Origin of the sequence: Psychrobacter sp. APC 3279, assembly GCF_030407795.1 — a bacterium.
Classification (GTDB): Bacteria; Pseudomonadota; Gammaproteobacteria; order Pseudomonadales; family Moraxellaceae; genus Psychrobacter.
In genome coordinates, this window is sequence record NZ_JASDCR010000004.1 from 119,576 (window position 1) to 145,065 (window position 25,490).

The 25,490-nt window shown below is 41.1% G+C and carries 20 protein-coding genes and 1 tRNA gene; 9 read left to right on the forward strand and 12 right to left on the reverse strand.

Annotated features, from left to right (window positions below):
- The first annotated feature begins 15 nt into the window (after positions 1 to 15).
- Positions 16 to 1,440 (forward strand): outer membrane protein transport protein, encoded by a 1,425-nt coding sequence (locus QL898_RS03145; RefSeq protein ID WP_201547974.1) that lies wholly within the window; start codon positions 16 to 18, stop codon positions 1,438 to 1,440.
- 592 nt (positions 1,441 to 2,032) lie between these two features.
- On the opposite strand, the gene putP is transcribed toward QL898_RS03145, so the two are convergent.
- Entirely contained in the window at positions 2,033 to 3,532 is a 1,500-nt protein-coding gene (putP, locus tag QL898_RS03150) for a sodium/proline symporter PutP (RefSeq protein ID WP_290175763.1), read from the reverse strand.
- 457 nt (positions 3,533 to 3,989) lie between these two features.
- Positions 3,990 to 4,862, reverse strand: coding sequence for a LysR family transcriptional regulator (locus tag QL898_RS03155; protein WP_101205469.1), 873 nt, complete (start codon positions 4,860 to 4,862; stop codon positions 3,990 to 3,992).
- A gap of 375 nt (positions 4,863 to 5,237) precedes the next feature.
- On the opposite strand from QL898_RS03155, the gene leuC reads away from it, so the two are divergent.
- The 5 genes from leuC to QL898_RS03180 all read left to right on the forward strand — a co-directional run bounded on the left by leuC (position 5,238) and on the right by QL898_RS03180 (position 10,958).
- The gene (leuC, locus tag QL898_RS03160; RefSeq protein ID WP_057759320.1) at positions 5,238 to 6,656 is read left to right on the forward strand and encodes a 3-isopropylmalate dehydratase large subunit; all 1,419 of its coding nucleotides are present in this window, start codon (positions 5,238 to 5,240) and stop codon (positions 6,654 to 6,656) included.
- 142 nt (positions 6,657 to 6,798) lie between these two features.
- Entirely contained in the window at positions 6,799 to 7,449 is a 651-nt protein-coding gene (gene leuD / locus QL898_RS03165; RefSeq protein WP_290175764.1) for a 3-isopropylmalate dehydratase small subunit, read from the forward strand.
- Between the two features lie 136 nt (positions 7,450 to 7,585).
- Entirely contained in the window at positions 7,586 to 8,305 is a 720-nt protein-coding gene (locus QL898_RS03170) for a hypothetical protein (protein ID WP_290175765.1), read from the forward strand.
- A gap of 62 nt (positions 8,306 to 8,367) precedes the next feature.
- Complete coding sequence (leuB, locus tag QL898_RS03175; protein WP_057759326.1) at positions 8,368 to 9,471, forward strand: 3-isopropylmalate dehydrogenase; 1,104 nt, start codon at positions 8,368 to 8,370, stop codon at positions 9,469 to 9,471.
- Between the two features lie 365 nt (positions 9,472 to 9,836).
- Positions 9,837 to 10,958 (forward strand): L,D-transpeptidase family protein, encoded by a 1,122-nt coding sequence (locus QL898_RS03180; protein ID WP_290175766.1) that lies wholly within the window; start codon positions 9,837 to 9,839, stop codon positions 10,956 to 10,958.
- A 260-nt stretch (positions 10,959 to 11,218) separates the two neighbouring features.
- Here QL898_RS03180 and infA read toward each other — a convergent pair whose 3' ends face one another.
- The 7 genes from infA to dinB form a co-directional block, all read right to left on the reverse strand.
- Positions 11,219 to 11,440: a translation initiation factor IF-1 gene (gene infA, locus QL898_RS03185; protein WP_021814850.1), complete on the reverse strand. Its 222-nt coding sequence runs from the start codon at positions 11,438 to 11,440 to the stop codon at positions 11,219 to 11,221.
- Positions 11,441 to 11,560: 120 nt separating this feature from the next.
- Positions 11,561 to 12,394, reverse strand: a complete 834-nt coding sequence (gene truA / locus QL898_RS03190; protein WP_290175767.1) for a tRNA pseudouridine(38-40) synthase TruA — start codon at positions 12,392 to 12,394, stop codon at positions 11,561 to 11,563.
- A 43-nt stretch (positions 12,395 to 12,437) separates the two neighbouring features.
- Entirely contained in the window at positions 12,438 to 13,538 is a 1,101-nt protein-coding gene (locus tag QL898_RS03195) for an asparaginase (protein WP_290175768.1), read from the reverse strand.
- Between the two features lie 162 nt (positions 13,539 to 13,700).
- Positions 13,701 to 15,368, reverse strand: a complete 1,668-nt coding sequence (locus tag QL898_RS03200; protein WP_290175769.1) for a FimV/HubP family polar landmark protein — start codon at positions 15,366 to 15,368, stop codon at positions 13,701 to 13,703.
- Between the two features lie 51 nt (positions 15,369 to 15,419).
- Positions 15,420 to 17,177 carry a peptigoglycan-binding protein LysM gene (locus QL898_RS03205; RefSeq protein ID WP_290175770.1) on the reverse strand — a complete coding sequence of 586 codons (1,758 nt, stop codon included), beginning with the start codon at positions 17,175 to 17,177 and terminating at the stop codon, positions 15,420 to 15,422.
- Positions 17,178 to 17,287: 110 nt separating this feature from the next.
- Positions 17,288 to 18,490 carry a tRNA preQ1(34) S-adenosylmethionine ribosyltransferase-isomerase QueA gene (queA, locus tag QL898_RS03210; protein WP_290175771.1) on the reverse strand — a complete coding sequence of 401 codons (1,203 nt, stop codon included), beginning with the start codon at positions 18,488 to 18,490 and terminating at the stop codon, positions 17,288 to 17,290.
- Positions 18,491 to 18,657: 167 nt separating this feature from the next.
- Positions 18,658 to 19,743, reverse strand: coding sequence for a DNA polymerase IV (gene dinB / locus QL898_RS03215; RefSeq protein ID WP_290175772.1), 1,086 nt, complete (start codon positions 19,741 to 19,743; stop codon positions 18,658 to 18,660).
- A gap of 503 nt (positions 19,744 to 20,246) precedes the next feature.
- Between dinB and QL898_RS03220 the strand changes: the two genes are divergently transcribed.
- Positions 20,247 to 20,492: a hypothetical protein gene (locus QL898_RS03220; RefSeq protein ID WP_057759343.1), complete on the forward strand. Its 246-nt coding sequence runs from the start codon at positions 20,247 to 20,249 to the stop codon at positions 20,490 to 20,492.
- A gap of 79 nt (positions 20,493 to 20,571) precedes the next feature.
- On the opposite strand, the gene QL898_RS03225 is transcribed toward QL898_RS03220, so the two are convergent.
- Positions 20,572 to 20,658, reverse strand: a tRNA-Leu gene (locus QL898_RS03225).
- A 152-nt stretch (positions 20,659 to 20,810) separates the two neighbouring features.
- Positions 20,811 to 21,584, reverse strand: a complete 774-nt coding sequence (locus QL898_RS03230) for a ferredoxin--NADP reductase (RefSeq protein WP_101205461.1) — start codon at positions 21,582 to 21,584, stop codon at positions 20,811 to 20,813.
- Positions 21,585 to 22,010: 426 nt separating this feature from the next.
- On the opposite strand from QL898_RS03230, the gene tsaA reads away from it, so the two are divergent.
- The gene (tsaA, locus tag QL898_RS03235; protein ID WP_290175773.1) at positions 22,011 to 22,856 is read left to right on the forward strand and encodes a tRNA (N6-threonylcarbamoyladenosine(37)-N6)-methyltransferase TrmO; all 846 of its coding nucleotides are present in this window, start codon (positions 22,011 to 22,013) and stop codon (positions 22,854 to 22,856) included.
- A 59-nt stretch (positions 22,857 to 22,915) separates the two neighbouring features.
- Positions 22,916 to 24,703 (forward strand): GspE/PulE family protein, encoded by a 1,788-nt coding sequence (locus tag QL898_RS03240; RefSeq protein WP_290175774.1) that lies wholly within the window; start codon positions 22,916 to 22,918, stop codon positions 24,701 to 24,703.
- Positions 24,704 to 24,725: 22 nt separating this feature from the next.
- Here QL898_RS03240 and QL898_RS03245 read toward each other — a convergent pair whose 3' ends face one another.
- Complete coding sequence (locus QL898_RS03245; protein WP_101205458.1) at positions 24,726 to 25,391, reverse strand: acyltransferase; 666 nt, start codon at positions 25,389 to 25,391, stop codon at positions 24,726 to 24,728.
- Positions 25,392 to 25,490 lie beyond the last annotated feature (99 nt).

The following is a 25,490-nucleotide window of genomic DNA, read 5'->3' on the forward strand; positions in this document are numbered from 1 at the left end:
CGTTGGAGATACACAATGCGCACTACCTTTCACTTGAAAACCCTTGCAGTAGCAATCGCTACTCTCTCTGTCGCTAGCATGACTAATGCTGCTGGTCTCGATCGTTCAGGCCAAGATGTCACTGCTTTCTTTCAAGATGGTACCTATGCAGAAGCCGTCTATACTTATATTGATGCTGATGTAAGTGGTTATGATAGTGCTAACACTAACCCTTCTCAAAGTGATTATGTACGTGGTGATAAGACAGGTGATATTGCTGAGTCTTACGATTTCTTCCGCTATGGCGTAAAAGCAGACATTAACGATACTTTTAGTGTAGGTATTCTATACGACGAGCCTTTCGGCGCAGCTGCTGAATATACTCAAAGTAACTTTGTCTCACAAGGAGATGTCGACGCTTCTATTGCTTCTATTACTAATGGCGCAGCCCCAAGTCTTGCAGCGGCACAGGCTGGAATTGGTGCTCTGGCTGCAGGAGAAACAGCGGGTGTTTTGACTCCAGCACAGCAGGCTCAGTTAGATGGATTGCGTGGAGCAGTAGCAGTAGCACAAGCTGAAGCAGGTACCGCGGGCGAAAATACTAATGTAGAAGTTCGTAGCCAAAGCCTAACGGGTATTCTTGGTATGAAATTTGGTGCCAACAAAAATTTCCAAATTTATGGTGGTCCAGTTGCACAGCGTACTCAGTCTGAAACAAAATTACGCGGTTTAGCTTATGGACCTGCTAGCGGTTACACGTCAAACAGTAATCCTGATATGGACTATGGTTATATAGCAGGTATTGCTTATAGTAAGCCGGAAATTGCGTTAAAAGCTGCTTTAACTTACCGTTCTGAAATCGATCATGATATACAAATATCTGAGTCGTATCCGTTAGTCGCTATTAGAGCTACAGCAGCAGGAGCTACTCCAGAACAAGCGGCTGCAGCAGCAAATAGAAACAGCAAATACGAAATTACTACTCCTAAATCAGTCAACTTTGATTTCCAAACAGGTATCAACCCTACAACACTAGCAACGGCAAAAGTACGCTGGGTACCGTGGAGCGACTTTGTCATTACGCCGCCACTTTATAATGACACTAGTAAAATCAGTTATGGTCCTGATGGATTAAACTTGGTGGAATATAAAGATGACCAGTGGCAAGTGGAACTAGGCTTAGCGAAACGCTTAACGCCAGCATTGGCAGTAAGTGGTACTGTTGGTTGGGATAGTGGTGCTGGTAACCCTGTAACTTCATTAGGCCCGGTCGAAGGCTACTATAGTGTTGGTCTTGGTGCCAAATATAATGTCACGGAAAACTGGGCAGTATCTGTAGGTGGTAAATACCTATGGTTCGGTGATGCCCAAGGTCAATTACCAACAGGCAAAATCGTTGCCGATTTTGAAGACAATGATGGTTATATCGCTGGTGTGAAGCTTTCTTATCAAGGGAAATAATCTTTCTATATAGTTGTTAAATAATAAAAAAGCGACCTATGATGGGTCGCTTTTTTTACTGGTTCTCTGTTAAGTATTCTATTATTAGTGCTTAAATATAGGTACAACAGCAAAGATAATCTTTATAGTATTAATTTATATAGCATATCTACATTTTATTTGCCTAGTTTAGTTTCGTGTCCATAAACAACGCATATTCTTCGGCTTAAGAGTAGATACGCACTTATACCTGATCGAATATCTAGTAAGTAAGCTGTTAATAACAGCATAATATACTCAAGGTGCACAACGACGTATATGTATGAACAGGTAGTAAAATACAATTCTAAAAAGAATTAGTTGCATTAATAAGGTCTATTTCGCAAAAGTGAGCAGCAGTTGGACTGCCAAATAGGCTAGGACAATCTGGCTTAGTATGTCCAGCACAGAGCTGCTAGATACTACTATCGCTGTCCATATTCCAGTCTCACTTACCATAAGTTCTCTTGGTTTGATACTTTAGTAGGTTAAATATACTAAATCGTTACTCATAAAAAAACCTCGCCAATAGTGACGAGGTTTTTTTATAATAATCTTAAGGCATTACGTAAACTTATTTGTTTAAGTTTAACTCCATCTCTTTGTACTTAGCAGAAACTGAAGGTCTTGGGCCACCAGTCATGATACTAACGGCAAAGATAGCGATAGTACTTAAGATAAAGCCTGGAACGATAGCATATAACCAGCTATTTAGTGCCATACCATCTACTTGGAAAGGACCATAGATCCATAGGATAACAGTCAACGCACCAACAACCATACCAGCAACAGCACCATTACGGTTCATACCACGCCATGTAAGGCTGAAGATAACCAATGGACCAAATGCTGCACCAAATCCTGCCCATGCATTAGAAACTAAGTTCAATACTGAGCTATCTGGATTAGAAGCAAGCATGATAGATACTAGCGCAACCACTACGACAGAAACACGACCAACCAATACCTGACGAGCTTCTGGTGCGTCTTTATCAAAGAATAGTTTGTATACATCTTTAGTTAGAGAGCTTGATACAACCAATAGCTGCGATGAGATAGTACTCATAATTGCCGCTAAAATAGCTGCTAATAGGAAACCTGAAACCAATGGATGGAACAAGAACTGAGTGAATACTAAGAAGATAGTCTCAGGATCATCCAGCGTCATCGCAGTTTTTTGTACATAAGCACGACCAGCAAAACCAGTCATCAGTGAACCAATAAGACTCACAACCATCCAGCTCATACCGATGTTACGTGCGGTCGGTACATCTCTCACTGAACGAATTGCCATAAAACGTACGATAATATGCGGCTGGCCAAAGTAACCTAAGCCCCATGCCATGAGTGAGATAATACCGATGACACTCATACCGCTAGTAACGTCTAAAAGGGTTGGATCAATGTTTCTGACCGCTTCTGTAGTGGCTGAAATACCACCAAGATCAGTAAAGGCAACGACAGGTACGATTATCATGGCAAACAGCATGATGACACCCTGTACGAAATCGGTCATAGATACTGCTAAGAAACCACCGAATAGCGTATAAGCCACAACCACACCAGCAGTAACCCATAGGCCAGTACTATACGATAGATTTAGTGAGCTTTCGAAGAGTTTACCACCACCTACAAGACTTGCAGCGGTATAGACGGTAAAGAATAGAATGATGACCACGGCTGAGATGACGCGTAGCATGTGCGACTTGTCTTCAAAGCGGTTGGCGAAATAATCGGGTAGGGTGATAGCGTTGTCAGCCACTTCGGTATAAACACGAAGGCGAGGTGCTACGATGAGATAGTTTAGTAATGCACCTAATGTCAAACCAAGCGCGATCCAAATACTGACCACACCATCGGCAAACATATAACCAGGTAAGCCAAGTAGTAACCAACCTGACATATCTGATGCACCTGCAGAAAGTGCGGTTACTGCTGGGCCTAAGTTACGACCCCCTAACATATAGCCTTCAGTATCATTGGCTTGCTTAAAATAAGCGTAAACACCAATCCCAATCATCACTAAGAAATAGGCGCCGAGTGATATCAGCACGCCACTAGAAACTCCGTTCATATAAATTGTCCTTAACCAACATGGTTGGCTGTAATTATTTTTTAACTATAAAAGTTTTGTCCTGCAAGGCGATGTTCAAAACAATATTTAAAGACAAAAAAAGCCATTAATTGAGACATAATGGCTTTTTTCAGTATCTTCTGTAGTTTTATATGATTGATGTTGTTCTATGGCTAGCACTCATATAGAGATAGAGAACAACGGGAACATCGCATTCCACTTATCTATTGTTATTGCTCGCATCTGCTATTTATATATGAGTATTAGCAACCTACATCATCAATCTAAACCATTAAACCTACTGTTAACCATCATATCTTACTAGAAGTATTCAATATATGACTATCAGTGTCCTTGTGGTAAATTTTTGTTATAAAAGCAACGTCAAGCGTATTATAACGTATGAGAATCACAAATGCGAATAGCTTAATTTTTAGACTGTTATAGTGAGCTCTTTTTATTCAATAGGCGCAAGTAAGTCTAGTAGGGCGGTCACGCTGCTAGATTGAGTTAATTTTGGATTGATAACCACACCTAAATAGCGTTGTAATTCAATATTGTCAGCCATATCGATACGTTCCAAATCTTGACTGACCATCGTTTGTGGTAGTACTGACCAACCAAGACCAACAGATACCAGCATACGGATAGACTCAAGAGGGTTGGTGCTCATCGTGGCATAAGGCTTCAGATTGTGCTTGGCAAACTCAGCCAAGGTAATTTGACTGGTAAAGGTATTGGCAGAAGGCAAAATGGCAGGATAGCGCGCTAACTGCTCCAACGTCACATTAGATTTAGTAGCCAAAGGTGATAGCGTACCCGTCATAAAATAAAGAGGGTCTGACCAGAGCGTGTGATAAGTTAAGCGCTTATCATATACAGGAGGTAGAGTTACAAAGGCTAAAGACAAATCACCATCTAGTACTGCTTTATGAGCTTTTTCAGAATCTACGAAGTGTACTTCTAACTGAACAGCTGGATAAGCTTGAATGAAGTGTTTAAGGACAGGTGCTAAATGATGTAGGCCAATATGATGGCTAGTACCAATGACTAATTTGCCAGAGACGATATGCTGAGAATGCTGCAAGTTGATTTTAAAATTCTCATAATCTTCTAGCCAACGCTTAGCATGAGGTAGCATTTCACTGGCGGCTTGAGTTGGTACAATTCCGCGTCCTACCGTATCAAACAAAGTAATGTTAAACTCGTCTTCTAAGTTTTTGATACGTTTACTGACAGCAGGCTGAGTAATAAACAGCTTTTCTGCGGCGCCTGAGATACTGCCAGTGTGCATAACGGTAACGAATGTCGTCAAGTTTGTGGTATTCAAACGAATGTCCTTAGCTACTTTATGAGCTATAAATAAAAGTTGGCTGAACCAATCACAACGTATTAGAAATAAAAGTTTGCGTCTGGTTAAAAATCATCAATTATTATTATAGGATTTGCCTGCTATAATCACAAGACATCGAGGCCTGTTGTGACATATTTATTTTAAAAAACTAATGATTTACCATTTAAAGCATATTTTTAGGGTTGGTTTTAGTCATATGTTGAGTCTCATGAAGAAATAATGGTTAAATCTTAGATACGACAGTAATTATTAGACATTATAGATAGATATAGTATTTACATAGAATCTTAGCTTAGCAATGTACAAGTAAGTAAAAAATTAAGTAATTAGTAACCTATAAAGGATAGCAACATGGCTGGTCAAACGTTATACGACAAACTTTGGAACGCTCACGAAGTCACCAAGCGTGACGATGGTTCGAGCCTGATTTATATCGATCGCCATCTGTTGCACGAAGTGACGAGTCCGCAAGCATTTGAAGGATTGGAGTTAGCAAATAGAGCGCCATGGCGTTTGTCGGCTAACATTGCCAGTCCAGACCATAATGTGCCAACCGTCACTAAAGAGCGCCTAGAAGGGGTGCCTGGGATTAAAGACAAGGTATCACGCTTGCAGGTTGTCACTTTGGACGATAATTGCACCAAGTTTGATATTGCTGAATTTACTATCAATGATGCGCGTCAAGGAATTTTGCACGTGGTCGGTCCAGAGCAAGGTTTGGTCTTGCCAGGTATGACGGTTGTTTGCGGTGACTCGCATACAGCGACCCATGGAGCACTTGGCTGTTTGGCTCATGGTATCGGAACCTCCGAAGTTGAGCATGTATTGGCAACGCAGTGTTTGATTCAAAAGAAATCAAAAAATATGCAAATCCGTGTCACTGGTCAACTTGGTGCTGGCGTCACTTCAAAAGATGTGGTGTTAGCTATTATTGCGAAGATTGGTACAGCAGGTGGAACAGGACACGCGATTGAATTTGCAGGTCAAGTGTTCGAAGATATGAGTATGGAAGGTCGTATGACCGTCTGTAATATGGCGATTGAGGCAGGTGCACGTGTCGGTATGGTTGCGGTCGATGACACGACGATTGACTATGTCAAAGGTCGTCCATATGCGCCAAGCGAAGCACAATGGGAACAAGCGGAAGCCTACTGGCGTACACTATATTCAGACGATGACGCGGTATTTGATACTGTAGTGGAAATCGACGGTAGTCAGATCGCACCGCAAGTATCTTGGGGTACATCGCCTGAGATGGTGGTAGATATCACGCAATCTGTACCGACACCAGATCAAGCCATTGATGAAGCTCAAGAAGAAGGCTGGTTACGCGCTTATACTTATATGGGGCTAGAAGCTGGTCAGAAAATTACGGATATTCAACTTGACCGTATCTTTATTGGTTCATGTACCAATTCACGTATCGAAGATTTACGTGATGCGGCAGCGGTAATCAAAGGTCGCAAAGTTGCTGATAACGTAAAAGAAGCGATCGTTGTTGCAGGCTCTGGACAAGTGAAACTGCAAGCAGAGGCTGAAGGCTTGGATACGTTATTTACTGAAGCTGGTTTTGAATGGCGTGAGCCGGGCTGCTCGATGTGTCTTGCGATGAATGCAGACAAGCTTGAGCCGCAAGAGCACTGCGCTTCAACGTCTAATCGTAATTTTGAAGGTCGTCAGGGTAATGGTGGTCGTACGCATTTGGTAAGCCCAGCAATGGCAGCTGCCGCCGCGTTGGCAGGTCATTTTGTAGACGTTCGTACGTTTTAAGTCTGATAATAAGTAGCTGACATCATGCTTGTATTAACGATAAATATATGAGCATGCTGTCAAAGATCGTAAAAACTTATTTACTATTTAACATGCTTATCAAGATCATCAGCCAGCAAAAATATAATTGATAGGAAATTTTATGCAAGCTTATAACACCCAAACAGGTATCGTTTGCCCGTTAGATCGCGCAAACGTCGATACCGACCAAATTATCGCAAAACAGTTTTTAAAGTCTATTAAACGTACAGGTTTTGGCGTAAATCTATTTGACGATTGGCGCTATCTTGACGAAGGCTACCCTGGTCAAGACAACAGTACACGAGTCATCAATCCAGAATTTGTATTAAACAAACCACGTTATCAAGGTGCTACTATCTTGCTAGCACGTAGAAACTTTGGTTGTGGCTCTAGTCGTGAGCATGCACCTTGGGCGTTATCAGAGTATGGTTTCCGTACGGTAATTGCGCCTAGTTTTGCAGATATTTTCTACAATAATTGCTTTAAAAACGGTATGTTACCGATTGTGTTGGATGAAGCGATTGTAGACACGTTAATGAAAGCGACTTTCGATAACGAAGGCTATGAGTTGACCGCAGATCTTGAGCGTCAGGTCGTTATTACGCCAACTGGTGAAGAGTATGCCTTTGAAGTAGACGCTTTTCGCAAGCATTGTCTGTTAAACGGACTTGATGACATTGGTCTAACCTTGCAGCAAAGCGATGCTATCAAAGATTATGAGCAAAAAATGATGCAAAAAACACCGTGGATATTTAACGACGTACGAGCGTAGAGGTCTATTCTATAATCTACTGCTAATAAAATATGAGTAGTCGCAACGCAGCGTTGAGTTATGGCGGTGAACTGTCTAAAATGAAGAATAGTTTTTCACTACATTTTATTATCTCTCTTGAATAGTAGCCGCCATTATGAATACAAAACGTTATGCTCTATGGACAAGTACAATTGTTGCTGCAAGCTTATTATTGTCAGGCTGTCAGCTATTGACAGGCTATCAAAAAATAGATGAAGCAGAGAGTGCCGAGGCATGGGTAGGTAAAATTAAACCTATCGCTGGTGAAGTAAATATTGCCTGTGTGGGTACATATCATTGCGAAATTGTGCAGATAGATAAAACGCTCATTATTGCGCCCAACAGTCATGAGCCAATCAGTCCTCAGATTATGACAACCTTACCACGTCAAGAAGGTATGGCAAAAACATCGATGAATATGGATATGACACCACTGGTCAATAAAAATGCCATAAAAGTTGTGCCGTTAGCGCCTTCGAGTATGCCAGGATTGACCAACTATTATGCACGGGTCATGCCTGCCAAACACGAGGTACATGTGAATTTTTATCCAGAGAATAACATGGGCTATGTTGAGCGTTTCGCGATGATTCATGACTTTACTGAAGCAGGTACTTATCAGTTGCGCGCTTATCAAAAAAAGAACACCGAAAAATCAGGCAGTCTATTAGACACAGCATCACCTGAGCCTTTATGTATTGAGCTATTGCAAGGTACTCAAGTACAGCGCCGATTCTGCAAGCAACTAGACGCTGAGCATCAAGGCGAGTTTGTAGAGGCGGGTATGGTCAAAGCAGTAACATCAGCACCCAAAGCCAAAAAAATGGCAGCATAAAATATGAGTATAAAAAGCTCAAAAATATAACCAACCAATAAAAACATTCCAAAAGGATCAGTATGGCAACGATTTTAACATTAGCGGGTGATGGTATTGGCCCTGAAATTATGACCCAAGCCATTGACGTACTCAAAGCTGTCAATGATAAGTTTTCACTTGATTTGACGCTTGAGTCTGGATTGATTGGCGGTGTGGCTATTGATGCAACTGGTGAGCCTTTGCCAGATGAGACATTGGCCCGTGCTCGCGCCGCAGATGCCGTATTGCTAGGTGCAGTTGGTGGTCCTAAATGGGATGCAATCGAGCGTAGTAAACGCCCTGAGCGCGGTCTATTGAAAATCCGCGGCGAGCTTGGTTTATTTGCTAATCTACGCGTAGCCAAGCTCTATCCACAGTTGGCTAATGCCTCAAGTATCAAACCTGAAATTATTTCAGGTTTAGATCTATTGATCGTTCGTGAGCTGACAGGCGGTATCTATTTCGGTGAGCCTCGTGGTATTCGCACATTAGAAAACGGTGAGCAGCAGGGCTATAACACGATGGTGTATAGTACAAGTGAGATTCAGCGTATTGGTAAAGTTGCCTTTGAATTAGCAAAAACGCGTGCGCAAGCAGCAGGCACAGCAGCTAAGGTATGTTCAGTTGATAAAGCCAATGTATTAGAAGTTACCGAGCTGTGGAAACAGACGATGATCGAGATGCAGCAAGCTGACTATAGTGATGTGGCGTTATCACATATGTATGCTGACAACGCTTGCATGCAGTTGATTAAAGATCCTAAGCAGTTCGATGTCATGGTGACGGGAAACATGTTTGGCGATATCCTATCTGATGAAGCTGCGATGTTGACAGGCTCTATCGGGATGTTGCCATCAGCGAGCTTAGATGAGTCAGGTAAGGGCATGTATGAGCCGTGTCATGGTTCAGCACCTGATATCGCAGGACAAGATAAAGCCAACCCATTAGCGACTATCTTATCTGTTGCTATGATGCTGCGTTATACCTTTAAACAGGAAGATGCGGCACAAGCAATTGAACAGGCAGTTAGTGATGTGCTTGATGATGGTTTACGTACGCTAGATATTTTAGATAGCAGCGAAGCTGGACTTAAGCAGGTAGGCTGTAAAGAAATGGGTCAAGCGGTTTTGGCCAAACTGATATAAGTTAACTTGCGTTTAAAGGCTATTCCTATATAGCATTTTCCACAGTCTCATTTTGCGTGCTATATACCCATAAGCTACCAAGTGGCTTATGGGTTTTTTATTGTTTATCTGTTAGTAAAGCTTATCTATAAGTATCGTATTAACAGAGACGCTGTACAACAAAGCTCCTTTTAACACAAAGCTGTTATATGCTCACAAGGTAATATGACAATATTAGTAGCTTATAAAGGAGCTAAAATATTTCGCTTTTAGCAAAAGTAAAATATCCAAAATCTAGATGCCAAAGGTAAGTTCTAAAAATCCAAAAAACTGTAGTATTTGAAAACTGAAAATAAAAATAGAATTTCTTAAATGAGGAGTATTACATGTATCAATTAACAAGAATCAGTAAAGCATTAACAGTGATTAGTCTCTCTAGCTTACTATTAATGGGGCAAAGCATTGCAGCAGAGACAACGGATAGTGTGAACGCAAATAATAGCGTCAAGGCTCCGGCAGAAGTCAGTCCAGTGACTAATGGCGTAAGTCAAAAATTAACAGGAGATAGTAAAGCTGCGACTTCATTGAATAAGCTACTGCCTATTATTAAATACACAACTGAGAACCTATCTGACAATTCGAAAAAAGTAAACAATGTCACTTGGACGGCAGATGCAGATATTGATCGTAACGTAGGAACAAAGCTGCAGGCTCTATTAAACTGGCATCACAACGGAGTAGGGCCTGTTGATGGCTACTGGGGCAAAAATACTCGCAAAGCCATGCAGGCGTTCCAAAAAGCAAATGGTTTAGACGTAACCGATACGTTAAACAATGAGACGTGGCAAGCGCTGACCAAGAATGAGAAGCTCACAACTCAACCAGTGCTAGTCAGTTATCAGCTTACTGAAGCAGACGTGAATGTCAAAACCACAACCATACCTACTGATTCTGTTGCCAAATCCAAGCTTGAGGGAATGTACTACGAAAGTCTTACTGAGGCGTTGGCAGAGAAGTTTCATATTAGTGAGAAATATTTAAAATCGCTTAATCCTGATGCCAGTTTTACTGCCGGTGAAATTATCACGGTATATAACCCTGGTAATCCTAATACCAAGCCTGTGCATCGCGTCGTTGCTGATAAGGCTACTGAGACACTTTACGCTTATGATGAGAACAACAATTTGATCGCTAGCTATCCGACGACAGTGGGCAGTACAGCGACACCATCACCAACAGGTACGCATACTGTCAAAGTAAAGGTGCACGAGCCCAACTATACTTATACGGCCGATGACGGTAGTAAGTCTATCATTCCACCAGGTCCTAACAATCCAGTAGGCTCAGTATGGATTGGACTTAGTAAACCAACTTATGGCATTCATGGGTCACCCGATCCTGCTCGTATCAGTCGTCAAGCATCAGCAGGCTGTGTTCGTTTGACCAACTGGGATGCGCTTAGTTTGCTCGGAGTCATAAAAAACGGCGCAACTGTTGAATTTAGTTAAATACGATAGTACTAAGTCATAAAAAACGGACAAAAAAATACCGCTAAAATCTAGCGGTATTTTTTATGGTAAGTAGAAACAGTCAATACTAAATAACTAAAATATTGATAGGCAATAATGAGCAGATTAGCATTTTCATTATTATTATCAGTTTCACTACCCAAGCGTCATATCAGCTATCAGCGATAACGTAGCTATTCGGCTATTGGCTGTATCTTACCAATGCTAATACTTTCATAACCATATTGGTCAGTCAGTATTTAGTTTTTACCACGGTAGGTGATACGGCCTTTAGATAGGTCATAAGGTGTCATTTCAACTTTAACCTTATCACCTGTCAAGATACGAATATAATGCTTACGCATCTTACCAGAGATATGCGCGATGATTTCGTGCCCGTTTTCTAAACGAACTTTGAACAAAGTATTAGGAAGGGTATCAATGACTTCGCCTTCAAATTCAATAATATCGTCTTTTGCCATAATTTGTATCAATCAATTAAAAAATAAGCCCATATTATACGTAAGTTAGCGGATTAAAGCAATACGAACCTGCTTTTGGCTTGACAGCATGTAAGTGATATGTATGCCAAACCATAACGCTTAATCAGGTAGATTTAACCAGACAGGCGTTAATGGCGCATCTGGCAATAAACTTTGGAAACGTTCAGGATAATAGGCATTGATAAAATACAATCCATCACCTGAAGCGGTAGGTGGTGCAATCGTCCGATCTTTTTTATGCAAAATCTTCAAAAAATCTGCTGGCTCTAGCTCATGTCTACCAATGGCATATAGTGTGCCCATCAAATTGCGAACCATATGATGTAAAAACCCATCTGCTTGTATATCAAATACGATAAATTGACCATGAGCAAAAAGGTTTGCATGGCTAATCGTGCGCACCGGTTGATTGGATTGACAGGCCGCAGCACGGTAACTGCTAAAATCATGTGTACCGACGATATCAGCTGCTGCTTGCTGCATGGCTTCTAAATCAAGCGGTTCATAGATATGAGTCAATTGATGATTTAGTATGGCAGGACGCTGTGCTTGGTTGAGCGTAATATAACGATAGCGACGAGCAATAGCACCAAAACGCGCGTGAAAATCAGCTGGCATGGGTTGTATCCAGCGTAGAGCAATATCATCGGGAAGTAGGCTGTTCACACCGCGTAACCAGTTATGAGTTGGGCGATACGCATGAGTCGTAAAATGGGCAATCATATTGCTCGCATGGACGCTGGCGTCAGTACGCCCAGCTGCGATGACTTCTACAGGCTCATTGGCAACTTTGCCGATAGCTGTCTCTAAGGCTTCTTGTACACCCAAAACCTCTCGTTGCCGTTGCCAGCCATGATAATGAGTTCCTAAGAACTCAATAGCAATCGCTAAAGTGTAGGTTGATTCAGTTTCGATAATTTCAGTCTCAGACATTAGGGTTTCTAAACTTATAAAATTGGAATTAATTAAAAGTCGCTTATCGCTTTTTGATGCTAGTGCCAGTTTGATTGACATTATTCAACCAACGCTGTCTACGTCTTGCAGGACTATCATAGCGAAGTAGCAACCATAGTAATCGGGCATAAATAGCAGGTATGGTCAAACGACCACCAGCAATGACATGATGCTCGTACTGCCAACTGCCTGCCGCATAACTATCGCTGACGCCGCCAAACGGGCATTGACTGGCTGATATCACCATATGTCCACGCTCATGAGCAAGGCTCAGTGTCTCTGCTAGTGCAGCTGAATAAGGGATGTTACCGGCGCCAAATCCTAATAGAATAATGCCACATGGTGGCTGCGACAATAAAGCTTGTAGCTGGTTGTTTATCATCGAAACATCGTTAGGTAGACAGTATAGCGCATGAACACTCGCGTATTCAGCACGTGTTTTAATACTGGATAGCAAGTCTTGTTGGTCATCAAGCCAATGTTGCCTACGCGTGTCAGGTAGATTTTTTATATAGCTATTGGCTGGATAAGCGGCGCGAGAATGACCAGTAAATGCCATCAGATCATGACTGTGAATTTTCTGTACCGTTTGAGCAGGCCATGATTCGCCGCCAAAACTAATCTTCACGCCTGACTCACCAGCAGCGGCTAGTTTTAATGAGTCGTTGAGATTGCCCCAAGCATCGCTATGTTCATCGATGTTATAGGAATGCAATATCTCACTGTCTAATAATGGGCGCATACTTGCAGTCAGAACAATACAAATATCACTACCTGCAAACGCTTCTGCTAAAAATGCGCCTAAGTAACTCAACGTATCCGTGCCAGTAATGAGTACAAAGCGTCTATCACCTTTGGCATAAGCATTCAGGAGTAGTTGATAGAAATGGGTAAAGTCGCTAGGAGTAAGTTGGCTGCTGTCTTTGATCAGGGTGTTTTCTAACCATGAGACTGTCGGTAAGTTATTCGTACTGTCTTGAGCAGATAAAAGTTTTTGTAGAGTAGGCAAAAACACTTCTGCTGATAATGGCGCTAAAGGTCTGCCATAGCTACCAAAGGTACCACCAGCATAAATCAGTTGAATAGGATCGGATAGATTTTTGAGCATAACAGAAGATGACATAGTATCAACACAGTAAACAAGTATGTAAGAAAAGAGGTGCTGGAGAATTGAGCAACGATGGCTAAAGGGTTCAATAATAGATAGTATTAGAGTTAAATGCAAAAAAATCAGCAAGCATCCCTTGATTAGGAAGTACTTGCTGATAAGAGACTAGACTATTAACTACGCAGTACGCTCAAGTAGTAACTGTGCTTGCTGTTTCTGTTCACTATTACCTTGAGCTATCACCTCATTGAGTAGACGCTTTGCACTGTCATATTCACCCAGTTGCAGATATTGATCTGCCAAGTCTAATGTCACTTGATTACTGTCTAACGACTTTACGAAATCAAAGTCTGCTGCGAAACGTGATGAAAAATCTTCTGCTGATTCAGTTTCTTGAGGCATGACAGGAGTGTCGCTCTCAACTGGTGCAGCTGTAGAGACTGGGGTAGTAGTCGACGGAGCGTCAAATAGAGAATCAGCATCATCGATATTAAAGTCGTCGTGTATCAGTGTATTGTCATCAAACCTCAATGGTGCAGCAGGTGTGATATTAGATTCTTCAACATCATTAACCTCGATATCATCATTGAGTAATGGTTCTTCGAGATTAATATTTGCAAAGTTGTCTTCTTCAAAGGTCATACTCTCAGAAGCATTACTTCCAAAGTCAGTATTTTCTAGAATAAAATTGTCGAAATCATTGTCGTTTTCAGTCGTAGATAGGTCATCATTGGAAATAGTATCGATATCATCTAATGTATCTAGACTGCCCAAAGATAAGGTAAAGTCATCTTCACCGCTTTGGATAGTATCAACAGAGTGTTGTTCTGAATTCGTAGATACGTCATTAGTGACGACATTGTCTTTGTCTGAATCGGCTGCTAAATTATCGAAGTCTAAGATAAAATCTTCTTCTAGTACTGCTTTCTCATTATCATTATGTGAGAGGTTAGTGTCTATAGATGATTCATTCGAAGTATCATCAAATGAATCAAAGTCAAACTCAAAGTCACTAAGATCGTTATCTTCGTTATTACTAACATTATCGTTAGCAGAACTCTCTAAAACGTCGTTATCTACATTGTCCAATGGTGTGACAGGCGTTTCACTTGTTATCTTAGGCGCAGCGAAATCATTCTCTAAATCGCTGAGGGTCAGATCAAAGCTATCATTCGGATTTTCGGTAATAGAACTAACATTGCCGACTTTGTCTGATAACTCTAAGCTGTCGATAGGTTCATTTATTGCAGTCTCGTTTACTGCAGTATCGTTATTATTTTCTTCAATTGGCTGATGATCTACTGCATTCGTATTATCATTCTGACTAATAGGCAGATCAAAATTAATACCGCCAAAATCATCATTGGCATTGTCCGTTGCCAGTGTTTGCGCAGCGACAGGTTCTAATTCATTGAAAAATAGATTTCTTATCTCATTTGCTTGAGCGATAGTCTGACTATCATTATGAGTTTTTATAGACTCATAAACATGGTTGAAATCTTCTGGCTGATTTATCGTCGCATATATGCTGAGTAACTTAAGAGACAATGCACTGTCATGAGGTTTCTCACTTAAACCACGGTTAATGGTTTCGATCGCCTTGTCATAGCGCTGTTGATCAATAAAACGCTGTGCAATAGTAATATGGTCAAATTTATGACTATTGCTGACATTAGTATGGGTAGGAGTACCATAATCTACTTTTTGTGATGGAGTAGATGTATTTTTTCTTGAATTAATAGGCGATGCTGCTGACGATTTCTGCGCCTTGTTTTTGCGCAAGAATAAAGCAGCCACTAACAGAATAAGCGCCAATCCGGCGATGATATATAGCATATTGTCCATAGTTATTCCTACGCCTTTGATCACAATCTAATGTATGAGTCAGTTAGGCAGTTATTGATTACGTAGTTTTTCGAGACGAGCCTGCAGCTCAGCCAATTTTTGATTTTGTAATTGAATTTTTTTAGTGTAGCTACTAAGAGTGCTACTCGTACTTGATAAACGTTGGGCCTGTGATGCTGCTTGTTGCCGTGATGCTTTGAGTGTCTCTAATATATCTGTGCTCAAACCATTCCCTGAGTTTGATGCCGCTTTTGCTTGAGTACCATCTGCATTGCCATCTCGCCCGGGCGCAAGCACAGAAAATTGTGCTTTTGATAAAGTCTGTGTTTTAGTTGTCGTGGCTTTTTCAGGGCGTTTGACCGCTTGCGTACTTATAGAAGGTTTTTTAAAAGGTCTCTGAGCTGTTTTTTGCATCGCCGCTGTATTTGCTCTGCGAATATACTGTCTTTGTGCATCGATGGCCGCTTCTAGATTTTTCTGTGATGGTATGACATCGTAACTAGGTAAAATAAGCTTAGCATCTGCTTTTAATTGATCTGCGTCTTTATTGATAAAGGCATCGGGGTTTTGTGACTGAATTTGCTTCATCACGATGGAAGTATCTAGGTTATTTTCTTGCGCTATCTGCTGAGCAATAATCCATAGGCTATCGTTACGTTGTACTTGGTATTGATTAACTGTCGTACTATCTGTTGCTCTATCATTTGAAGACGCATTATTGATAGCGCTCTTAGGGGTTTTCGACGTTGCACTGCCAATAGAAGCTGCCAAAACGCTAGTATCGTTGTTCTCAGTATTGCTTGCTATGATGCTAGGAATCAGATTAGGTACGGGTGAGGCGTCAGCGTCTGTTTTTTTACGACTCGGTTGTATCTGCCGTGTGACTTGAATATTTAGAGTGTCGAGTGGTTTATCAATCAATACTTTATCTAAGATTGGAGTATTTTTAATGCTTGCCTTAGCGCTATCATTGGCACTAACTTTCTTAGTTTCAGGATTGTTATTTACATTTAAGGAACTGCTATCTAAACGGTTCGCTGAACTAAGTCCGTTATCAGTATTCTTTGCATTACTGATAGTATTTTTTATATTAGAGTCGCTATTTAAACGCCCATTATCAAGACGACTAGGCACGTAAGTAAGGTTGCTATTCCGCGAAGTAGCTGTCACTGTCGGAGCTTGTATGTTAGACAATGATCTGGAAATGGAAGAATCAACTGCTGCTATGTTTGCTAGAGCTGGTTTATTTGCAGCAGCGTTAGATACCGATATTAGTGGCGGCGGTGCACCTTTTCTTACGGTTAACGGTTTTGCAGCGCTTGCAGAAACACTTGGTAAATTGAGTTTTTGAGTGCCTTTTACACTGTTCTTGGAAGCATTATTAATCGGTAAACTATCGTTTAACGGCATTAATAATGTTTTTGGTACGACATTTTGCTGCCCATTATCATTGATCGATAACACCAAATCGGCAAAAGGTTTGGACACGGGCTGCGATGTGCTGATTAATACCTGACCGCTGGTTGCTGAAGTTGCTTGAAAGCGCACCTGCATTGAATCAGTCGGCGTCAATCCCATCTGTTGATAGATAACTGGATTGGCCAAGCTCGCTGAAAAGTCAGCCGCTCGTATGTCGGTAACCATGATACTTGCGCTCAACGGTTCATGCTGATCTGAACTAACGACTGTCTTACCGATAGTTACCGCTTGCGCGCTTGGAATAATAGCGACCAAACTTACAGAATAAAGTAATGCCATCGATACCGCGCGATGTACAGGAGTCAAGCGACGAGATAAATGACAAGACATGAGCAGTCCTTTACAAAATAAGTTATCTTTGCTGTTATAACAAAGTACGGTTTAGTTTACCAGTTTATTTCACAACTGTTGCGTCCAATGCATAAATGTTTATTTAATGTTCAGCTTGTTTTCTTATCAAGTAACATAGCATCGCCATAGCTAAAGAATCGATATTCTTTTTCAATAGCATGTTGATAGGCATGTTCAATCGATGCTTTGCCAGAAAAAGCTGATACCAACATTAGCAACGTCGATTTGGGTAAATGAAAGTTTGTTAACAGTCGATCAATGACACCGAATTTAAACCCTGGATAAATAAAAATGTCCGTGTCCCCTGACCAACTAGAAAGTGCTTGCCCATTGATAGCTGTTTTTTGATACGCCGTTTCAAGGACGCGAGTCACCGTGGTACCAATCGCGATGACCTTATTACCATTTGCGTGCGTTTGATTAATCAGCTCAGCAGTTGCTTGTGGCAGATGTGCATACTCACTGTGCATAGTATGATTGAGCAGGTTGTCTGTTTTGACTGGCGCAAAGGTACCAGCGCCAACATGCAATGTCACAAAAGCAGTATTAACGCCTTTGTCTGCCAACTTATTAAGCACCAAGTCATCGAAATGCAAACTTGCTGTCGGTGCAGCGACGCTTGCAAGCTTAGCGGGATCATGAAAAACCGTTTGATAACGAGTATTATCAGTATCGTCAGCATGACGTTCAAAGTAGGGCGGGATAGGTAGCTCACCGTAAAGTTCTAAATCAGGCAAAATTGGTGCATCAAAGGCTAAAATAAACAAGTTGTCCTGACGACCAATCATCGCGCCACTCATATGACCATCGGCCAGTTGAAAACGTTGACCAAGTTTTAGTGCTTTACTGGCTTTTACATGGCAAAGAGCAATATGTTCTTGGTTGACTGATTCATTATTTGAATCTTCTAAATGCAGTGTCGTTATATCTAAGTCTGAGACAGTAACCAATCGCTCAATCAAAACCTCAAGTTTACCGCCAGTATCTTTTTGACCAAATAGGCGTGCCTTCATCACCTTTGTATCATTAAATACAATCAGGTCTCCAGCATCTAATAAATCAGGCAACTCAGAAAACAAACAGTCTTCTACAGGCGTAGCATTTGTGTCAGTGTGAGCAGGCAAGTACAAAAGTTTTGAAGCAGAACGCTGCGCTAATGGATATCGCGCAATCAAACGATCTGGTAGGTCATAGTCGTAATCTTCCACGCTTAGATAATCTAAGACGTCACTATTGTTATCGGTATCAAGCGGGGCATTAGAATCGGAAGATGCAGTGTGAGCGTTGGTCATAATCAGTCTTTAAATGGATAGAAATTTTGGCATAATTGTAGCAGAAATACTGCTATAAAAGGTTGCTTTACTAAGTAGCCAAAGTGCACAAAATATATTTGAATAGCCTAAGCAAAAGTAATAGTTTTTAACTGTTCTCATGTTTATTACGTTAGTCTTTGTTTATTTTACTCAAATAAATTTAATTGAGGCAATAGTTGAGCTGCAGGTGTCAATGACGAAAAAGTGACCCCGACTAATCGGATAGGGAGCTGGCGCGGAATATCTAAGAATAACTTGTCTAACCAGTAATGAGCAGATTCAGCACTACTAAAAGCGGTGGTTAGCGTGTGTGTACGGGTAATCTGAGTAAAGTCAGCATACTTAACCTTGAGCGTTATAGTATGAGCGACGAGATTTTTTTTGTGCAGTTGCGCGAAGGCATCCGCATTTTGTTCATAGATTTGTACACGTAACGCCGTGTCATCGTTTAGGTTTTCTCTAAAAGTAGTCTCCGAACCAACAGACTTATGCAGGCGCTCAGACTTGACAGCGCGTTCATCGCGACCATGAGCGATATCATGATAAAACTGTCCTCGCTTACCAAACTCATTAATCAATACTTCGGCTGACATACGGCGTAGATCAGCACCGTTAGTCACGCCCATCGCATGTAATCGTCTTGCCGTTGCTTTACCTATTCCGTGAAATCGTTCAATAGGTAGTGTGCTGATAAAAGCATCAGCGTCTTCTGGTGTGATAATAGCGGTGCCGTTAGGCTTATTGATGTCAGAGGCAATCTTGGCCAACATTTTGTTGAAGGACACGCCAGCAGAAGCAGTCAATCCTGTATGTTGCAATATTTGTGTTCTTAACCAATTGGCCATCAATGTCGCTGAGCCTTTATGTACCGTGAGACCAGTGACATCAAGATAAGCCTCATCTAGCGATAATGGCTCAACATGAGGCGTTAAGCTGTACATGATATTGCGAATATCGCTGCTAACAGCTCGATATACTTCAAAACGTGGTCTGACAAATATGACTTCTGGACAACGTTTGCGAGCCTCATAACAAGACATAGCTGAGCGCACTCCAAACTGACGTACCTCATAGCTAGCCGCTGCTACAACACCGCGACCATTTGGATCTCCACCAACAACTAATGGCTTGCCCCGTAACTCTGGGAAGTCACGTTGTTCTACACTGGCATAAAACGCATCCATATCTATATGAATGATTTTACGTGGATTGGATGCTGTAGGAGTTTTCATGATTAATATTTTACATCACTCAATACTTTTATTTCAGTATCGATTATTAAGCGGTAAAGGGGTTTTTCGAATATAGAACCATAAAATATGGCAATATACGAATAATTTATATATCAATAACTAAATATAGTGTAAGGTTAATAGTTGAAGAATAGACAGCAATTAGATGTTGACAAATACACCTTAGTGAACGTATGTTAACTGCATATATTCTAAAATATGCATACATTAAATATTATAGATTTTCTATACCGCCTGTCTGAATATTATCGCCTTCCATCATGAATATTATAGTTATATGTTACAGTTCTAATGCTATCGCTTTACAATATATTAACCACGATAATCAATAGTTATGAAAGTAATAAATGGTCTTTTATAGGAATTGTATTTAACTGATAAGACATTGTTTATAGCTGATACCAAACTTATGAATTGAATACTGGTAAATTAACTTTCTAAAAATATTAATGAGAAAGTTCAAGATAATTAAGGAGCTGATGATGAGTCATGAATTAAAAGGGAGCGATTTGACAAGAGCAATGCTAGCGCGCGGTGATGAAAATATATGGTGTGCGGTTTGTGATGAAAGCGATGAACAAGCGATGATGGATCAGTGTGGTAATGATTTTACCGCTTATATTGTGTCATTTAATGATGGGTATTTTTATTGTAGTGCTGGCATGCCGTGGAGTTATGCAGTACCAATTAAGATAAGCGCTGTTATGCCATTTGAAGTATCGATATAAATGAATTGAGAGCTTGATAGGGCGAATATAATAAGCACAAAAAAACCTCCGATAAAGGAGGCTAGTTTGTACTAAATATTGGTACCAGTGGTCGGACTCGAACCGACACGCTTTTAAAGGCAACGGATTTTGAATCCGTCATGTCTACCAATTCCATCACACTGGCATGTTAGGTGATAATAGTTATTGACTAAATATTATCTAATTGGGCTACAGTGTTGACTGTATAGGCTGCGTATTATAGCAGCCTATTTACTTGCGTCAAGTATTATTTTATACAATTTTTCATTTATTCTAATGATGCTAAATAGCATCATTCTAGCCGACAAAGGCACGCTCAACTGCGTAATCTGCTTGCACACCCATACGTGGTGAAACAGTCAGGCCGAAGTCATCTAAAATGGCGGAAACCTCAGCATTAAAAGGCATACTGCCACAAAGCATGACACGGTCGTCATCTTTATTCATTGGTGGTAAACCAATATCTTCGAACAACTTGCCTGATTTCATCAAATCAGTGACACGACCTTGGTTTCTGAATTCTTCACGCGTAACGGTTGGATAATAGATGAATTTTTCGCGATACCATTCACCAAAGATTTCATCATTAGGTAGCTCGTTTTCAAACATCTCGCGATAAGCCAAATCATGAACATGACGTACGCCATGTACTAAGATGATTTTGTCAAAACGCTCATACACTTCAGGATCACGTGCTAGTGACAAGAAAGGAGCAAGGCCAGTACCAGTAGAGAGCATGTAAAGGTTCTTACCTGGTAGCAGATCGTCCAATACTAGTGTGCCCGTTGGCTTTTTACTGACTAACAGCTCATCACCTACTTTGATATGCTGTAAGCGTGAAGTTAACGGACCATCTTGAACTTTAATAGAGAAGAATTCTAAATGATCTTCATAGTTAGGGCTGGCAATTGAATAAGCGCGTAGTAGTGGCTTGCCATCAACAACAAGTCCAATCATCGCAAATTCGCCATTACGAAAGCGCAAGCCATCGTCACGAGTGGTTTTGATACTAAATAGAGAGTCATTCCAGTGATGAACCTCTGTGACCGTTTCGGTGCGAAGTTTTGACATAAAGTCCTCGTTAATAAGTTGTTATTTGTGTGTTAAGTTTGAATAAGTATTAAATCAGAATGTTCAATGTTAGATTGAACATTGTAAAAACGTATCAGTCTTTTAATCGTTGTCGACACTGCTATTTTTATGAACGAGTAAATGATGAGTAAGCGCAATAGAGCCAGTCTATCAGCTTATATACAGCCATCTATTATGTCATTAGACATAGTAGATTTGCGTCAACGATGACAGCATTACTGGTCATATCGCCCAAATGTAAATGACTCTCATCAAATTTCTTGCTCATAATACCAAACTTTAAAATAAAAATCCGTCTAGCAGTGATTGTCTAGCATGATAAAATGGAATATCGTTAGTGAGTAATTTTGTATCATTTGGCAAAACTGCCTTATCAAGGTGGTCTTGCATTACTGGAGTTGGTCTATGCTTGATGAGAATTCCCTGTTAGATAACTACCATCAAGCTCCTATTATTGGCTATCACCGTGCCCCGCTGTCACAAAAATTTGGTGCGCCACGCCAGCCAAACCTAGTCGCTCTGACTAGTGTCATTGAGATGTTAGCGCCATATGATACGCCAGCTGCATTTGATGGTTTGGATAAGTTTAGCCATATATGGGTGAGTTGGCAGTTTCATCATAATTATAGATATAAAAATAACAATGAAACCAGTACTGGTTTTCGCGCTCAAGTACGCCCACCAAGATTGGGTGGTAATCAAAAAATAGGGGTGTTTGCCAGTCGCAGCATGTATCGTCCTTCAGGACTAGGCCTATCTGTTGTCAAGCTCGAACAGGTCAAAATAGTTCAAGGCCGTGTGTTATTGATTATCAAAGGTGCTGATATGATAGATGGCACGCCAATCATCGATATAAAGCCATATGTGGCCTATAGTGATGCGTTGATTCAGACAGAGAGTGGTTTTGCACCAACTGCTCCAGAATTATTAAACGTAACCGTGACCGATGTTGCTAACGAACAGTTTATGATGCTAGTAAACAACAGTACTCATAATAATAAGACAAGTGTTAAAGACGCAAATACTGGGTCGAATAGTGCGACAGTTGCGTCTACGATTCATCGTATACAAAATCAATTGATAGCCTCAGATATGAGCATTATCAAAGAGCTAATTGCCCAAGACCCGCGTCCAGCTTATCGACGGACAGAGATCGCTACGCCATTTGTTATGCGTTATAAATCGGTTGATGTGAGTTTTCAGTTGATAGAATCAGGACAGCTACAGATAATCGCTGTGGTTACGGTGTAGCTGGCTTGCATCGATAGCGTTTTTGACAACACATTTTAAAATAATAGAAGAAGAGAGATATGTCTGCTCAACAGTACTCGATAGTGATTGATTTGCGTTGGTGTCTAGATGAGCTATTGGCAGATAAAGTGATTGACCAACGCGGCTATAATCTAGTCATTACTAGCCGTCGCGACAAAGCGCAGCATCCTTTACTAACGATTAGTGAATTTGGCTTGCCGAATGACCATGCGACGGACAATAGCGCTGAAAATAAATTAACTTTGGCTTGGCTCAACCAATGGCTAGCGGCTAAAGCAGACATGTCTCTCGTTCGTATTGATCCTCTAAAAGTTGATGTCCCTGCAGTCACACAATTGATGTCATTTGAATATGCACGTTCACAGCATATTTTACCGATTGAGGTCGCTGTAGACGAAGTGGTTATCGGAACAGATCAGCCTTTTTATACTGACTGGCACTCAAGTATTGAAAAGTTAATCAAATCAAAAAGCTATCGTACGGTCTATATCAATCCTGAGCAGATCAAACGCTACCGGCAGGAGTTCTATCAAGTCACCCAAGCGATTGCAGGCGCAAATAGTGTCCATAAGCGTGCAGCTGCCGATGTGACCAATGTCGAAGCATTATTGCAATTGGGTGACAATACCAACCCTGATGCCAATGACCAGCATATCGTCAGAGTCGTTGACTGGTTGTTGCAATATGCCTTTGAGCAACGAGCTAGTGATATCCATTTAGAGCCACGTCGTGAGACAGGTAAGGTTCGCTTCCGAATTGATGGTGTACTCCATACGGTGTATGAGATGCCATTGGCAATCATCGTCGCGGTGACCGCACGTATCAAAATTCTAGGACGGCTAAATGTTGCAGAAAAGCGAAAACCGCAGGATGGTCGTTTAAAGACGCGAACGCCGAAGGGACTAGAGACAGAGCTTCGTTTATCGACTATGCCAACCGCTTTCGGTGAAAAGTTGGTCATGCGGGTATTCGATCCTGAAGTACTGGTGCGCTCCTTCGCTCAGCTTGGTTTATCGGGTAAGCAGCTTGAAACGTGGCATGAGTTGACTGCTCATCCAAATGGGATTATTTTGGTCACCGGGCCTACAGGTTCAGGTAAGACCACGACCTTGTATAGTACTCTCAAGCAGCTAGCGACTGAACAAGTCAATGTTTGTACTATTGAAGATCCTATTGAGATGATTGAACCTGCATTTAACCAGATGCAAGTAAATCCAGGTGTCGATTTAAACTTTGCTGACGGCATTCGCTCTTTGATGCGTCAAGATCCTGATATTATTATGGTGGGGGAGATTCGTGATGCCGAAACAGCCAATATGGCAGTACAAGCCTCATTAACAGGGCATTTAGTGCTCTCGACACTACATACTAACGATGCGCCAAGTTCAATCACTCGCTTGCATGATTTGGGTATTCAGCCATTTTTGACATCAGCAACTATCTTAGGCGTAATGGCACAGCGCTTGTTACGTACGCTATGCTCGCATTGCAAAAAAGCAGTAGAAGTTGTGCCAGATAGCGAGGTTGCCATTCAATGGCAGGAGTTGGTACAACCTTGGCGTGCGCCTGCCCCAGCACAAATTTATATGGCTCAAGGCTGCGAGCATTGTCGACATACTGGTTATCAGGGACGAGTCGGCCTATACGAGATTATGCCGTTGTCTAACGAATTAAAAAAACTGGTCGCAGCCGATACAAACTTAGATGTACTCAAACAACAAGCTTATCGCGAAGGTCTACAGCCATTACGTTTATCAGGCGCAAAACGTATTAGTGAAGGCGTGACAACCATAGAAGAGGTGATGCGAGTCGTGCCTCTTAATTAGTCTCATGTATTTGAAGTCGTGTTTAGCGTTCCCAACGTACGTTTTGGCGAATGATTTTTGCTGGTGTGCCTGCTACCATACAGTTTGGTATAGTGACTGGTTTATTGACGAAGGCACCTGCTGCGATGATACATCCATCAGCGATAGAGACGTTTTTTGAAATAGTCACATTAGCCGCAATCCAAATATGATCTCCTAGAATGACATCAGAATGTGCTTTGTTCACTCGTACGTTAGTATCTATATCGTAGACCTTATGCACATCGGTAGCGCGAATTTCAATACCACGCGATATCATGCAAGACTTACCAATAGTCACACTCTTATCACGTGCCAAGATATAGCAGTCAATGGCAGTGGTATACTCACCAATATGAATGCGTAAATGATTACCAACGACTAATAATTGACCAGAGAATTTAACATGTTCTGCGATAGTGACTTGATTGTGATTACCATTAATGTCGATTTTTAGTTTATTAAGTTTCCCATGACTACCAATGGTAATTCGATTGTTATCACCTTTACGAATAGTAATTGTGGAGTTGCCAATGATACGTACGTCGTTAGCTATTTCAATGTAATTACTATGGCCTTTATCTTGTAATAAAAACCGTTGTTTATACAGTTGCTTGGGCAACAATGTTTTGAAGATATGGGGTAGAGTGATAGTTTTTTTATGGTTCATAGTATGGCACTTATGAGAGGTAATAAAGGTTTTGAAGCTTCGGCTTTTAAAAGATTGTTATGATGTATCGACTAAGTTCGTATCATCCATTTATTTAGA